Below are 14,953 nucleotides of genomic sequence, written 5' to 3'. Positions count from 1 at the left end.
CTGCCTTTTTTATAATATTTGACTGCTAAGCTAAAAAATCTAACCTCGCACATTCACCACATAACGCCCAACCACTTTGCTCGACATAAAGCGATCTAAATATTCAGGTGTTTGCTCAAGCGTAATCTCTTCGCCATAGCTCTCTAGATTGGGCAGTTTCATATCAGTTACGACACGCTGCCAAATGGCTTCTTTATCAGCCAGTGGAATATACACCGAATCGATACCCAAGAATGACACCGCACGGGTGATAAAAGGTATCACTGACATCGAAAAATCAGCGCCGCTGGCTAAACCACAACTGGTCACCGCACCGCCAGATTTGGTTTGCTTTAGCAGATTGGGTAAGTAGTCGCCGCCGATGGTATCAATAGCATTTGCCCACAGTTCACGACCAATAGGTTTGTTACCGATTTCATTGATGGTGTCACGATGACGCACTTCGCTTGCGCCCAATGCTTTTAAATGCTCGCTTTGCTCTGGCTTACCTGAGAAGGCAATCACCTCATAACCCAGCTGCTTTAAGATTGCGATGCTGATCGTACCGACGCCGCCTGTTGCACCAGTTACCGCGACTGGACCATCACTGGGTTTTGCACCCATTTTTTCTAGTTTTTGGATACTGAGTGCTGCGGTTAAGCCGCCCGTACCGTAAGTCATTGCTTCTTTTAGCGTCAGCGTTTTTGGGCAGGGCAATGCCCAATCGGCAGGTATAGAGATCATCTGACCCAGACCGCCATCCGTATCCATGCCGAGATCATAGCCAAATACCAATACTTCTTGCCCTGCGGTAAACGTGCCTGATTTGTCGCTGACAACGACGCCTGCTGCATCAATACCGGGCGTGTGCGGATATTGTTTGGTGATTCTTTTATTGCCCGATGCCGACATCGCATCTTTGAAATTTAACGAGGAATAATGTACTTCTATCAACAAGTCATTTTCTGGCAAGTCGCTGATGTTGCGTTCTTGAATACTTTTGCTAAAGGTGCCGTCGGTATTTTCTTCGACGACTAAGGCTCTAAAGGTTTTATTATTAGACATCATATTATTCCTAATGAGGTTATTTGGTGTGTGTTTTTACTTGCACGTACATCATTTGCAACTACATCGATGTATGTAAGACAGTCATTTATGCTTTTAACAACACCTTACCATTCTTACTTGCCTGCAATTTACCATCCACGGCCTTGACGATATCTGCCAAATCAAACGTCGCTTCAACGGGCAGTTTTAAATTGCCATCGTTAGCACGTTCGATTAGCTCATCAATCAAACGCTGTTTGTTTTCAACGCTCATTTCTTGACTGATTTTGCTGCCCCAAAAGCCTTTAATCGTTGCTTGTTTAAAAATAATATGGGTTGGATCTAGCACCATTGGTTTGCCTGACATGATGCCAAACGATGCCAATGTGCCACCATGACCCAGTAACGCCAGCAGATCATTACTCGACTCACCACCGATAGAATCAACCGCGGCACTGATTTTCTCATCACCAAGGATGGCTTTTACTTGATCCTTCCAGTCGTCATCTGAGGTGTTGATATTATGCTTGATACCCAGTGCTTCTAATTCCTTGATAGCATCGTCACTTCTCACGACATTAATGGTGTTAATACCACGCGCGGCGGCTAGCATGGCGAGCGATTTGCCGACCGCGCCATTGGCAGCATTATGGATCACCCACTGACCGCTTGTTAGTGCTAAAAACTCAATCAGCATCAACGCGCTGAGTGGCATCGCAATGAGCTGCGCCGCCATTTCGTCTTCTAAGCTATCAGGCATGACAAATACCATGTCTTTTGAGGCGACAAAATACTCTGCCCATGTCGCTTGTAAGCTCGCCGCCGCCACGCGCTGACCCACTTTTAAGTCTTTGACATCCTGACCGACGGCATCGATAATGCCGACCGCTTCGCTACCACCAATCGCTGGCAGCTCAGGTTTAAAGCCATATTGACCGCGAATGGTTAATAAATCATGGTTGTGGATAGAGGCGAGTACCATTTTGACTCGGACTTCATTGGCTTTTGGTTCAGGAATAGGTGTGTCACCTAAACTGAGAACGTCAGATGGTTTGCCGAAGGTACTATAAGTTGCGCTACGCATAATTATTTCCTTTATTTATTTTTAGGTCGTGAGCAACAGTAACAAGTTTGTCTCCGTACCCTCAATGTTACTTTGGTTAAGGAATGTTATGCGTTGCACGTATTGTGCTTAATAATGAATAAGAAGTAACACAATAAACGTCTAATGAGAGGCTTTATCCTCTTAGCTTATGTCGCCGACGATGACTGTAAAATCACCGTCTACCATCTCTGTAAGTAATGGCTCGCCTTTGTCATTGACGCGGAATAGTCCATATTCAGCCGCTTCAAAGGCCTCAGCATGACCTTCTTGAAAGAAAAACGCATTGGTCGCCAATTGCACACTGCCGTTACGAATACGGTAATAAATGGGCAGCTCACTTTTAGTTAAATTTTCACGACTATTACTATCTGCTAAGCGGACAAAATGTCCTACATTATTGTCATCGATTTTCACAATGACATAACCATCGCTTGGCTCATAAATACGAAAATCTGTATCAAGCTCGTCTAATTCTACATCTAGTTCTGAATCTAATTCGTCTTGTGTTGAATGAGGGTGCTTTGGTCGCATGGCATCAAAAATATCGCGCTCTAGCGCATAGCTTAACGCCATATAATCGCCTTGCATAAAACCACGTGGATCAACGGGTGCAAGTGCTAATAATACCGTTTTGCCATTACTAAGATGGGTTTCGTATTTGATGATATTCATCGTCATTACGACCAATATTAGTGCTAACCCCAGTAGGGCAATCGTAATCGTAACAGCTCGTTTTTTTAGCCAATGCGTGGATGGTGACGTGTCATCAATCAAGCGCTTAGTCAAAATTTTATTTTTCATGAGTGGCGCTCCTGATGATCGTTGGCGCTCATTGTCAAATCAGTATCGTTGATAAGGGAGTGAGCGAAATAGCGTTTAATCAATAGCCAACGCCCCATCAGCATGGTCAGTCCGACCATTAGCATTGAGAGAGATTTGATTAGCAATGAAGTATCGAGCTGGTAGTAATACCAAAATATATAGCTGACCAAGGCGGTGACGCCCAAACCTAACAGCACCCGTTGGCTATTGGCGATCGCAATGACGATGATAAGGCTGGTCGCGAGCAGTCCTGATACGTAAATCGATATTATCCCAAGCAATACAAGCGCACTACCAATGAAGAGTCCCGCTGCCGATAGTAATTTAACGTCGTAACGTTTTAGAATCAGATAAGCGGCATAGAGGCTGGCAAGTGTAAGCAACCCTTGCGCCAAATAGTAGTTATAGCGAAAAGTGTCGCCATAATAAGTAGCAAGACTATGACTATGTTCAGCCGCGATAAAATACACAGAAACGCACAACAGCATCAGCGCGCTGGCGTAACCAATGGCTTTAGTAATATCGAAAACATCCGCGCGCCATTTACTAGGTATACGCTGCAATAGAGAATAACGTGATAAATTGCTGCCAATCGTAATCAGCGCCAATAATCCTAAGTTGAGCTCAGGTAGATGATAATAGTTAAGCAAATAAATCATCAAACCTAGCGTCATTATGCTACCCAATAGGCGATAGATACGGTTGGGCATAATGACCGTCATAATGGCTTGCACGAGTAAAAACAGCCAAACATCTATAGGGTGTGACAAATTATTATCAAATAAAGCAAAGCCAATGTAGGCTTGTCCAGCCGAGCTAATAGCCAATGCTAGGCTACTGATAAAGGTATTATCACGGCTTTGCTTGTTTCTAAATAGCACAAAACCCGCCGCGCTGAGTACTAGACCTGTAATTAACAAGGCAATCACGCTGTCAAAGCCATCGATGCCGAACAATGACAAAGACAAAAAGGCGATTAGAAACAGACTCGCTACAATACCGCTAAGACCAAAAAGTATCTGTATAAACCAAGGAATATCGTTTTGAGAGTGATTATTCGCTATCGTTGCCTTAGCACTTGTCTCACCAGTACGGGCATCAATCACATTGCCGTCAATCAATCCAAGCTGTTGTAGCTGTAAAAGGACATTATCCGAGTGTTGATTCTTCATATCATTACTCATAATTGACTCCTTTGACGACAGCACTTGGGAGGTTGTTTTTGCTGTTTAAACGTGCCGCATGACGCAGCCAAACGACCGCTGCTGAACTCATGCCAATCAATAATAGGGCTAAGATGAGAAAACCACCCATATCAAAATTGTCTAAAAACAGCTTACCTGCCCAAAACATCACCACGACAATGATAGAGCCACATAAATAGGTCAGCATTAATAGATTGATGCGATACCAATAAAATCGCCAAACCATAAATCCGCACCAGCTCATCCATAGCAATAAAGTGATCATTGTCATTAAAATATTGGCGTCATCAAAGACATAAAGAATGGCAAGGTAGGTAATAAAATAGCTGCTGAGTAAACCGACGACATAAGCGCTCCAATCCAGCTCGGACTTAAATCGGCTGCGTGTGACTGATGGTGGTTGACGGTCGATAAATACGAGCCACAAGTTTAGCGCCACAAAATTAACAGCGGCAAGCACGCCTATTTGTAAGACACCTTCATAGAAGTAACTGACGAAGGCAAAGTCTGTAACGCCGAAATATAGGATGAGACCAGTATTGATTAGCCCCAACCATAGCAGCCATAGCGCAGGGAAGCGGGCGATGATTACCCAAGGAATAATCAATACGGCCCAGCCAAAAAACAGCTGCCACGTATCCGCGCCCGTTTGATACACCTGCCCAAATAGCGCCAATAAGCTACCCGTAATCACGCTAGCAATAAGCAATAATAATTGGCGAATAAGCTGAAACCGTCGCCTAAAAGAGAGCACAACGTATAAGGCAATAGTGACAACCAATGCCCCTTCGACCAAAGCGAACTTGCCCATTTTGCCCATATTTATCCAGTTATAGGCAATAAAAAATACCAGCGATAATACCAGCGCTATCGCCCCGATAATCAGCATGGCTTTATCAAAAAAGACCAGCCATGAGCGTTTGCTAGGATAGACTTGCAAATGAATCGCTGCATCGTTGGCATGCGTCAATGACAGTATGCCTTGCTTGAGTAAATGCTCGATAGTACGCCGTGGTTGGCTCATAGCGTCCTCTAAATAAAAAGATGATGTTGCTTATCTTAGCTTTTTTGTGAGAGGTGGGTGTACTAAAGTTTATAGTTTTTTACTCAATAAAACTCAATACGACTGAGCAAATGCTCTTGGATGAGATAGGCGCAAATATAAGCGCTCGGCCACGCGACTATAAGATCAAAATTTCATCAAGAGATCAGCGTTATTAGCTTCATAAAAAGGAATTAATAGTGATATTGATAGGTATTTATTCTAAATTTAGTGATTTTTATCATGATCTTACTCAGCTATTACAAAAATAAGTAATTGCAAAAATCAAAAAATTGCACGATTTTAAGTAGTGAATAAATCTGGTTTTGAGGATCGAAAATACCACACTATCATTCATCAGCATCGGCTTAAAAAATCTATCAAATGATTAGTTATTAACAATAGTCTTATAAATAAAATTTATCATATCTACTAGGGTTTTATTGCTTGATAGCATTGATTTCATTCACTTGACAGTGATAATTAGTGATTTAGAAACTGAGATTAGTAGTAATAAGACAGGTTTCAAATGAACGGTAGTATATTGCTGATGAAAGGTAATAAGTAGCTATAAAAGTTACTCGATTAATAGTAATTACATTTAATTTTTGGTCGTCGAAACTGCTTTGACGGCAAGCTTATTTTGCTTGTTAGTATCAGGGAGGAATTAAAACTTATTGACATTTGTATCGTTTTTAATTACTAATAGTTGTCTACAATATGACCAATAGTTAGTTAAAGTATGGTTAATAAACATAGTCAATATACGGATATATTAACTCGAATCACTACTATTTAGTTGATCCGCCCAGCCACTGACCAGCAAGGATAGCTATTATATGATGCGCACTCCTAATCACTTTTTGTCCTCTATATTCCTGCCTACCTCTCTTGCGCTCGCCATGTCTATGACTGGCTGTAGTAGCGATAAGTTTGGCACTGACAGCCAAGCAGCTGCCGTTGATCCTAATGTACTGGCTGATACTCAAGCGCTCGTCGTCAACAATGGTACTGAACCTGAATCACTTGATCCACACAAAGTATCTGGTGTACCAGAATCTACCCTTGGCCGACAGATGTTAGAAGGTTTAACCAATACGGATGCCGAAGGTAAGACCATTCCAGCAATGGCAACCAGTTGGGAAAGCGAAGACAACAAAGTATGGACCTTTAAGCTGCGCGATGCTAAATGGTCAAATGATGATCCAGTAACGGCAGAAGATTTTGTCTACAGTATGCGCCGCTTGGTCGATCCAAATACTGCGTCGCCGTATTCAAGCTATTTGGTCGATGCCAAAGTAGTCAGCGCTGATCAAATCGTTGATGGTAAGGCTGGCATTGAAACCCTTGGCGTAAAGGCTATCGATGATAAAACTTTGCAAATTACGTTATCAGAGCCAGTGCCTTATTTCCCAGATATGTTGATTCATAATTCAGTCAAGCCCGTTCATAAAAAGACCGTTGAAGCCTTTGGTGATAAGTGGACAGCTCCTGAAAACATCGTAGTTAATGGTCCTTACAAGCCTACCCAGTGGCAAATTAACGACAAAATCGTTTTAACGCGCAACGCTTCTTATTATGACGATGCCAATACGACTATCGATACCGTCACTTTCCTGCCGATTCCTTCTAGTACGACTGACGTCGCACGTTATCAGGCGGGTGAAATCGATGTGACCTACAATGAGATTCCAACCGAGCAGTTCGCTTCGCTTAAAGAGCAAGTAGGCGATCAGCTAACCGTATCTCCTTATCTTTGTACTTATTACTACGAGTTTAATACGGTCAAGCCACCGTTCAACGATCCCAACGTACGCCGCGCTTTAGCCTTAGCTTTGGACCGCGATACCATTGCGGATAAAGTTATCGGTCAAGGACAGACGGCCGCTTATCAGTTGACACCCCCTGCCACCAATGGCGATATTGCAAATAGTCCAGAATGGTCGACTTGGGATCAAGAAAAGCGGGTTACTGAGGCTAAAAAACTGCTCACTGAAGCAGGCTATAGCGATAGCAATCCGCTGACTTTTGAGCTGCTATACAACACCAATGACAATCATAAAAAGACTGCGGTTGCGGCTACTTCACTATGGAAGCAAGCGCTCGGCTTCGTCGATGTGACTTTGACCAATAAAGAATGGAAAACCTATTTGGATACCCGCCGTAATGGTAATTATCAAATCGCGCGTGCTGGCTGGTGTGGTGATTATAACGAAGCGTCAGCTTTCTTAAATATTGCCAAATCTGACAATAGTGGCAACTACGGTAAATACAGTAACGCTAACTTTGACAGTTTAATGGCGCAAACGCTGAAAGCTGGCGTTAGCGCTGAGCAGCGTGCCAATCTATACAAGCAAGCTGAAGCTCAGCTCGATCAAGATATGGGTTTACTTAACATTTATCATTACGTCAGCCCGCGTCTAGTGAAACCTTATGTCATTGGGTTTCCAACTAAAGATATATTAGACAATTGGCAGGTAAAAAATCTCTCAATTGCTAAGCACTAATCGTTTGACTGATCGCTGAATAGTTCTATTGAGTAAGTATCTGAGAGCGGTAAAAGTAGCTGGTTTCATTTATCGCTCTTATCAAATAACGCTGATAGCGTCATTAGTTTCATTTTTCACAGCCACTCTTATTAGGCGTGTTAGATGAAACTTTTGTTATTTATAAACGACGATTATCAATATTTTATTTAAAACCAAGTCATTGAAGATTGCTAGTTGAACGATAACTGGGCGTTAGGTTTGTGCTAGTTATCTCATTTTAATTTAGCTGAAAAATAAGCATCATTATAAAAGAGGCATTATGCTAAAACTGATTTTTCGGCGTATCTTAGAGGCCATTCCGACCTTATTTGTATTGATCACGGTCTCCTTTTTTATGATGCGTTTGGCGCCAGGCAGTCCGTTTACGGGTGAGCGTAGCTTGCCACCTGCGGTACTGGCCAATATCGAGGCCAAATACAATCTCAACGATCCTATGTGGCTACAGTATGTTAATTATCTAAAGCAGCTAGCGGTAGGCGACTTTGGACCGTCTTTTAAGTATAAAGATTATACGGTTAACGAGCTGTTGTCGCAGTCGTTTCCCGTCTCTATGGAGTTGGGTCTGTACGCTTTTATATTGGCATTGGTCTTAGGACTTATCTTCGGTGTTATCGCAGCCCTTAAGCAAAACTCATGGATAGACTACGTACTGATGGCCTTTGCTATGACAGGCGTTGTGATTCCAAGCTTCGTTAAAGCGCCATTATTAGTGCTGATTTTTGCCATTATTTTGCAATGGCTACCAGCTGGTGGCTGGAATGACGGGGCACTCGAAAACCTTGTATTACCAGTCGCCGCTTTAGCGCTCGCTTATGTTGCGAGTATTGCTCGTATCATGCGCGGCTCGATGATCGAGGTGATGAATAGCCAGTATATCCGAACGGCTAAGGCGAAAGGTTTGCCGATGCGCCAAATAGTGATGAGGCATGCGCTGAGACCCGCACTACTACCCGTTATCTCTTATTTGGGCCCAGCCTTTGTCGGTATTATCACAGGCTCTATTGTGATTGAGACTATCTTTGGTTTACCTGGTATCGGACAGTTATTCATTAACGGCGCACTCAATCGTGATTATGGGGTAGTGCTTAGTTTGACCATTTTAGTCGGGGTATTGACCATTGCCTTTAATGCTATCGTCGATATTTTATACGCGGTAATTGATCCAAAGATTCAGTATTAAGGCGACCATTTAAGCGCATTATCATTCCAATCGGTTTGATAGTTATCATTCATTATTATTATGCTAAATAGATTATTAAAAGGACGACTATGAGCCTTACCGCAGAGCAGACAACTAACCTAGCAGACATAGGGGCTCATGAAATCAAAGGCCGCAGCCTTTTGCAAGATGCTAAGCGCCGTTTTTATCGCAACAAGGCCGCCGTAGCCAGTCTTTTTATCTTGATACTCGTGGCTGCCTTTGTCATTTTTGTACCGATGTTAGCACCTTTTGGTTATGCCGAAACCGACTGGAACTTTATGCAGTCCGCGCCAGCCATCGATAATAAGCACTACTTCGGTACTGATTCACTCGGTCGTGATTTGTTAGTGCGAACCGCAGTAGGTGGTCGTATCTCCTTGATGGTAGGCGTCGCCGGCGCTACGGTTGCAGTGATTTTCGGTACGATATACGGTGCAACGTCAGGCTATCTTGGTGGCAAAGTCGATACCGTGATGATGCGTGTATTAGAGATTTTAAGCGCCTTCCCCTTTATGTTTTTTGTGATTTTATTAGTCACTATCTTTGGTCGTAACCTTATCTTAATCTTTGTGGCGATTGGACTGGTATCGTGGCTGGATGTTGCGCGTATCGTTCGCGGGCAAACGCTAAGCCTGAAGAGTAAAGAGTTTATCGAAGCTGCGCACGTAGGCGGCGTATCAGGCTTTAATATTATCTTACGCCACATCGTGCCCAATGTACTCGGGGTGGTGGTGGTTTATGCCTCTTTATTAGTGCCAACGATGATTTTGTTTGAGTCATTTTTAAGCTTTTTGGGACTTGGTGTTCAAGAGCCGATGACCAGTTGGGGGGCGTTGTTGCAAGAAGGCTCAAAAACCATGCAGGTAGCACCTTGGCAGATTTTGATTCCCTCAGCTTTTTTGGTCATTACTTTATTTTGCTTTAACTTTATTGGCGACGGTCTGCGTGATGCGTTTGACCCTAAAGACCGCTAAGAGGGTGACATCATGAAAAACCAAAGCATGAAGGATAAAAGCATGGAGGGTAAAAGTATGGAAGATAAAAACATAGCAACTCAAAAGATTTATAACGCCGCCAACGCGCCTAGTGCTCCTGAAAAAATAGAGTCTACTACCTTTAATATAGGTACTGATTCAGCGATCGATAAGCCACCTAACGCAAAAAACACCTTGTTAGCAGTCAAAGATTTATCGGTACAGTTCACGACTGAAGAGGGTCTGGTAACGGCAGTTAATGGCTTAAATTTTAACCTACATGAAGGCGAAACCTTAGGTATTGTTGGTGAGTCCGGTTCAGGTAAGTCGCAGACAGCGTTTGCTATTATGAGGCTACTGGCAAATAACGGTTATGCCAAAGGTTCGGTACGCTTTGAGGGTAATGAGCTACTAGGATTGTCACAAAAAGCACTAAATAAAATTCGCGCCGAGCAGATCGCGATGATCTTTCAAGATCCGATGACCTCATTAAATCCTTATATGAAGATAGGCGACCAGCTCGCTGAAGTATTGATTTTACATAAAGGCATGAGTAAAAAAGACGCTTGGGCCGAATCCATACGAATGCTAGACGCGGTTAAGATTCCAGAAGCCAAGAACCGTATTGGCATGTATCCGCATGAGTTCTCAGGTGGTATGCGTCAGCGGGTCATGATTGCGATGGCATTATTATGTCGCCCTAAGCTGTTGATTGCTGATGAACCAACCACTGCGCTCGACGTTACTGTTCAGGCGCAGATTATGGTTCTACTAAACGAGCTAAAACGCGACTTTGGCACCACCATTATTATGATTACCCATGATTTGGGAGTTGTGGCGGGTATCTGTGATCGTGTGCTGGTGATGTATGCTGGGCGCACCATGGCGTATGGAGAGACTGAAGAGATTTTTTATGCCCCAAGTCATCCATATACTATTGGGCTACTAAAAGCCATTCCGCGTTTAGATAACGATATGGGCAAGCTTGAAACCATTCCGGGTAGTCCACCAAATTTATTAGATTTGCCTGCAGGCTGTCCTTTTTATGAGCGCTGTTCTCATGCTATGGAAATCTGCCGTGATACACCGCCACCGCTGGAATTTCTACCGAACGAGCGTCAACGCGCTTGTCACTGGTACCCTGAAATACCCGTTGATCACTCACTAGATAGCTCAGCAGATATCGATGCCAATAATCAATCAGGGATGGAGGGCTAGCTCATGATGATACAGAATTTAGATAGCGCCAAAAGCAATAATCCAGCACCATTATTGCAAGTAAAGGACATTCATACCACTTTTAATATCAAACAAAAAGGCACTTACTTTTGGCAGAAGCCTGTCACCCTAAAAGCAGTTAATGGGGTATCGTTTGAGCTATTCGCTGGTGAGACTTTAGGGGTGGTGGGCGAATCAGGCTGCGGTAAATCAACACTCGCCCGTACTATCATCGGATTGATACAAGCTGACTCTGGCAGTATCAAGTTTTGTGATGAAGAGATGGTGGGTGCGTCCAAAAAGACCATGAGATTAAAGCGAAAAGATATTCAGATGATCTTTCAAGATCCGCTGGCATCACTTAACCCGCGCATGACTGTAGGGGATATTATCGCCGAGCCTCTTCGCACTTATTATCCTGAAATGAAGAAGCCTGAGGTGCAAAACGAGGTACGCGCCATCATGAAAAAGGTGGGGCTACTGTCTAATCAAATTAACCGATATCCGCATGAGTTTTCAGGTGGTCAGTGCCAGCGAATAGGCATTGCTCGAGCACTGATATTAAAGCCCAAAATCATTATCTGTGATGAGCCAGTCTCCGCCCTTGATGTCTCGATTCAGGCGCAGGTCATTAATTTATTGCAAGATGTGCAAGAAGAGATGGGGTTAGCGCTTATCTTCATTGCCCATGATCTCTCTGTGATTAAGCACATTGCTGATCGGGTATTGGTCATGTATTTAGGCAACGCCGCCGAACTGGGTTTGAACAAAGCCGTATATGGTAATCCGACTCATCCCTATACCAAAGCACTGATGTCAGCTGTACCGCTACCTGACCCTATTGCTGAACGTAACAAGGTCATTCAGTTATTAGAGGGTGATTTACCCAGTCCAATCAATCCGCCGTCAGGTTGCGTTTTTCGCACCCGTTGTCCACTAGCTGATGAAGAGTGCGCACAGATTAAGCCCGTGTTAGAAGGCACCATAAATCACCGAGTGGCTTGTTTAAAGAACAAGGTCGAGGTGGCCTAAAAGTGGTTTTTGGTTTATGAGTAATGACTGTATTAAAAGCATGCGGACTTATTCAAATGCTCTTAATACAATCTAATACTTTTACTCATTGGTTTTAAACGTCAGCAGTTAGCATCAATCAATCTCACCGATATCGATAGTCATTTGATTAAGTAATATTGTTAGCTGACCACGATGGTGGGCTTGGAGATTGACTTATTACGGGAGTAATTAGGAAGATCATTAAAGCCTCTTATCCAGATCCAGTCACTTATCACAAGATGACTCAACGTGCCTAGTATCCAATCAAAAAATACCCTTTTATCTTCGCATAAAATACCTTCAGCAAGGCTGTGTATACAGCCAAAGATTTCTTAATTCATAGCGGCATGATGATTTACCATCAACTCACAGCAATGCTTCATCATGGCATTCTCATACTTTGACTTCTAGCTGGTTCAATAAAACTCAATACGACTGAGCAAATGCTCTTGGATGAGATAGGCGCAAATATAAGCGCTCGGCCACGCGACTATAAAGGCATATTTCCATGAGTGAAACAGCGTGATAAAGAACCCATCGACGAATCCTACATTGATCAGCAGCAATGCAGTTGAGATAATCGTGGACATTAGCAGTGCCATTAAAAAGGTAAAAATAAGCCGGTAGTACTTGCGCCGTGTGCGTATTCTAATGGTAGGGAATTTTGCCATAGTGTGGAGGTGTCCTACATGGTGATGGTGGCGTTTGATGAACGATGAACGATGTTGCGTAGCGTCATGAGTCGTCATTACCAACCATGATATCGTATGTTGATAAGTGGATAAAATCGTTATTATCAATGGCGACATTCGTTATATTTTAATGACTGTTGTCTCATGCATAAAAATAAAATTCCCAAAAAATAACAAACTAAAGATGATTAATTTTGCTACGATAAAATCGATTACAACCCACAAATAAGGCAATAAAATGACTGTGCACAAGCAGCGAACATTAGGCATCATCGGTGGTATGAGTTGGGAGAGTAGCGAAAGCTATTATCGGCTGATAAATGAGGGTGTCAAGGATAAGCTAGGTGGATTACATTCAGCAGATTTATTCATACATAGCGTAGACTTTGCGTTGATCAATAAGCACCAAGAGCAAGATGAATGGGCAGCGCTGGGTGTAATCATGGCCAGCAGTGCTCAGCGTTTGCAAGCCGCTGGCGTACAAGGGCTCATGATCGCCTCTAATACAATGCATAAATTACTCGATGATGTACAAGCCGCGACGCATTTACCTGTTATACATATCGCTGATGCCACTATTGCCGCCATCAAAAAACAGAATCTGTCTAAAATTGCTTTACTGGGCACTGAGTTTACGATGACGGAAGATTTTTATAGGCAGCGTTTGGTGGATGCAGGGCTTCAAGTGTTGATACCAGAGAGTGATGCACGAGCAGAGGTACATCGAATTATCAAAAAAGAGCTGTGCGTCGGTCAATTTAAAGACAGCTCGTGTCAGTATTATCAGTAGGTGATTAAAGATTTAGCAGATCAAGGCGCAGAGGGCGTTATCTTAGGCTGTACAGAAATTGGACTGCTCATTAAACAAGCAGATAGCCCAATTCCAGTATTTGATACCACTTTGATTCATGCAGCGGCAGCGGTGGATTTTTTATTAGAGTAGCGCGGACTTATAAAAGTATTTAAGCCTATGACGTTTTGACCAAGCGTTCTAGTAACTCAAGCGTGCGCTCTTGTCTGACCAAAGCGACGCCTTGTCCTGCCCATAAAGACTGATATTCTGGATCAAGATTATTGGTCGCATGACCACGCAAAAATTTGGTCATCGCATTTAATTGTGGATAGGGTGGTAGCTCATGCGCGCTTTCAAAGCGGGCAAAATCACGCAAATAATCATTTAATAAACCACGAGCTTGTTTACCTGAAAACAGTCTCGTTAAGCGTGTCTCAGCACTGCGCTTATTTTCACTAGCGTCGAGTAGCGCTTGCTTATAAATGTCATTAATGCCGCATTTATCTGTGGTCAAAAATGCCGTTCCGATTTGCGCCAGCTCAGCGCCAGCCGTTTGTACCGCTTTGATATCTTGCCCAGTCATGATGCCACCTGCTGCAATTAACGGAATATCGGTACACGCGCGCGTTTGACTAATCAGCGTCAATAATCCCAATGGATCGTTTTCACTTTGCGCGAGCCAGCCACCGCGATGTCCACCCGCTTCGACCCCTTGTACACATACCGCATCAGCACCAATATCGCTCCATGCTTTCGCTTCTAATGGATGATTTGCCGTCCCGATGACGCGCGTGCCTAGACCTTGCAGATGCTGAACTTGCTCGGCGCTAATAATGCCAAAGGTAAAACTGGCGACAGGAACGGGATTGTCATAGAGCACTTGTAGTTGATCCGCAAAGCTTAGCGCAGGGCGTTCAGGTAGTGCAAACTCTATATTGTTTTCTTGATAGTAATGACTTAGCCAAGCAGGGATTTCGGTATCAAAGGTACTCGATTCATGCTCAGACAACACCATCAGATTAATCATAAAAGGGCGATCGGTGAGAGATTTAATGGTGTCAATATGGCTATGCAAAACCTCTGGCGGCGTCATGCCCGATCCCAATGAACCCAATCCACCAAAGTTACTCACCGTCGCTGCCAGCTCAGGGGTGGTTGCGCCTGCCATGGGTGCTTGGACGATAGGGTAGGTTAAGTTTAAAGTATCAAGTAAGGTCATGACCCCTGCTGTCAAATCCGTATAACTAAACTTGGGAGATTTTGATTACGCAGC

General features: G+C 43.4%; 12 protein-coding genes and 1 pseudogene. 6 read left to right on the top strand and 7 right to left on the bottom strand.

The annotated features are described in order from the left end of the window. Positions 1-39: 39 nt before the first annotated feature. The 5 genes from JFC08_RS12480 to JFC08_RS12460 all read right to left on the bottom strand — a co-directional run bounded on the left by JFC08_RS12480 (position 40) and on the right by JFC08_RS12460 (position 5,182). Complete coding sequence (locus JFC08_RS12480) at positions 40-1,044, bottom strand: YhdH/YhfP family quinone oxidoreductase (protein ID WP_198330937.1); 1,005 nt, start codon at positions 1,042-1,044, stop codon at positions 40-42. Between the two features lie 88 nt (positions 1,045-1,132). Further along, the gene (locus JFC08_RS12475) at positions 1,133-2,110 is read right to left on the bottom strand and encodes a zinc-binding dehydrogenase (RefSeq protein ID WP_198330936.1); all 978 of its coding nucleotides are present in this window, start codon (positions 2,108-2,110) and stop codon (positions 1,133-1,135) included. 162 nt (positions 2,111-2,272) lie between these two features. Next, a complete protein-coding gene (locus JFC08_RS12470; RefSeq protein ID WP_198330935.1) occupies positions 2,273-2,932 on the bottom strand; it encodes a GDYXXLXY domain-containing protein in 660 nt (219 codons plus the stop codon). Continuing rightward, positions 2,929-4,137: a DUF4401 domain-containing protein gene (locus tag JFC08_RS12465; RefSeq protein WP_198330934.1), complete on the bottom strand. Its 1,209-nt coding sequence runs from the start codon at positions 4,135-4,137 to the stop codon at positions 2,929-2,931. Before JFC08_RS12465 ends, JFC08_RS12470 begins: the two co-directional genes overlap by 4 nt. Then, positions 4,130-5,182: a DUF2157 domain-containing protein gene (locus tag JFC08_RS12460; RefSeq protein WP_198330933.1), complete on the bottom strand. Its 1,053-nt coding sequence runs from the start codon at positions 5,180-5,182 to the stop codon at positions 4,130-4,132. Before JFC08_RS12460 ends, JFC08_RS12465 begins: the two co-directional genes overlap by 8 nt. Before the next feature lie 857 nt (positions 5,183-6,039). On the opposite strand from JFC08_RS12460, the gene JFC08_RS12455 reads away from it, so the two are divergent. The 5 genes from JFC08_RS12455 to oppF all read left to right on the top strand — a co-directional run bounded on the left by JFC08_RS12455 (position 6,040) and on the right by oppF (position 12,174). Continuing rightward, positions 6,040-7,707: an ABC transporter substrate-binding protein gene (locus tag JFC08_RS12455; RefSeq protein ID WP_227697773.1), complete on the top strand. Its 1,668-nt coding sequence runs from the start codon at positions 6,040-6,042 to the stop codon at positions 7,705-7,707. A gap of 301 nt (positions 7,708-8,008) precedes the next feature. Beyond that, positions 8,009-8,929, top strand: a complete 921-nt coding sequence (gene oppB / locus JFC08_RS12450) for an oligopeptide ABC transporter permease OppB (RefSeq protein WP_198330932.1) — start codon at positions 8,009-8,011, stop codon at positions 8,927-8,929. 89 nt (positions 8,930-9,018) lie between these two features. Further along, a complete protein-coding gene (oppC, locus tag JFC08_RS12445) occupies positions 9,019-9,924 on the top strand; it encodes an oligopeptide ABC transporter permease OppC (RefSeq protein WP_198330931.1) in 906 nt (301 codons plus the stop codon). 12 nt (positions 9,925-9,936) lie between these two features. Beyond that, complete coding sequence (oppD, locus tag JFC08_RS12440; protein WP_227697772.1) at positions 9,937-11,142, top strand: oligopeptide ABC transporter ATP-binding protein OppD; 1,206 nt, start codon at positions 9,937-9,939, stop codon at positions 11,140-11,142. A 3-nt stretch (positions 11,143-11,145) separates the two neighbouring features. Then, entirely contained in the window at positions 11,146-12,174 is a 1,029-nt protein-coding gene (oppF, locus tag JFC08_RS12435; protein WP_087814920.1) for a murein tripeptide/oligopeptide ABC transporter ATP binding protein OppF, read from the top strand. A gap of 437 nt (positions 12,175-12,611) precedes the next feature. Here the strand turns inward: oppF and JFC08_RS12430 are convergent, their stop codons facing one another. Next, positions 12,612-12,866 (bottom strand): DUF2798 domain-containing protein, encoded by a 255-nt coding sequence (locus JFC08_RS12430; RefSeq protein ID WP_045442930.1) that lies wholly within the window; start codon positions 12,864-12,866, stop codon positions 12,612-12,614. Positions 12,867-13,125: 259 nt separating this feature from the next. Here JFC08_RS12430 and JFC08_RS12425 point away from each other — a divergent pair. Further along, positions 13,126-13,830 (top strand): annotated as a pseudogene (locus JFC08_RS12425) (aspartate/glutamate racemase family protein). Positions 13,831-13,855: 25 nt separating this feature from the next. On the opposite strand, the gene JFC08_RS12420 reads toward JFC08_RS12425, so the two are convergent. Then, the gene (locus JFC08_RS12420; RefSeq protein WP_198330930.1) at positions 13,856-14,899 is read right to left on the bottom strand and encodes an NAD(P)H-dependent flavin oxidoreductase; all 1,044 of its coding nucleotides are present in this window, start codon (positions 14,897-14,899) and stop codon (positions 13,856-13,858) included. Positions 14,900-14,953 lie beyond the last annotated feature (54 nt).

It is taken from the genome of Psychrobacter cibarius, assembly GCF_016107535.1.
Taxonomy (GTDB): domain Bacteria; phylum Pseudomonadota; class Gammaproteobacteria; order Pseudomonadales; family Moraxellaceae; genus Psychrobacter; species Psychrobacter cibarius.
Note: the sequence above shows the minus strand (reverse complement) of the source record. Positions and strands in the feature narration are given on the sequence as shown.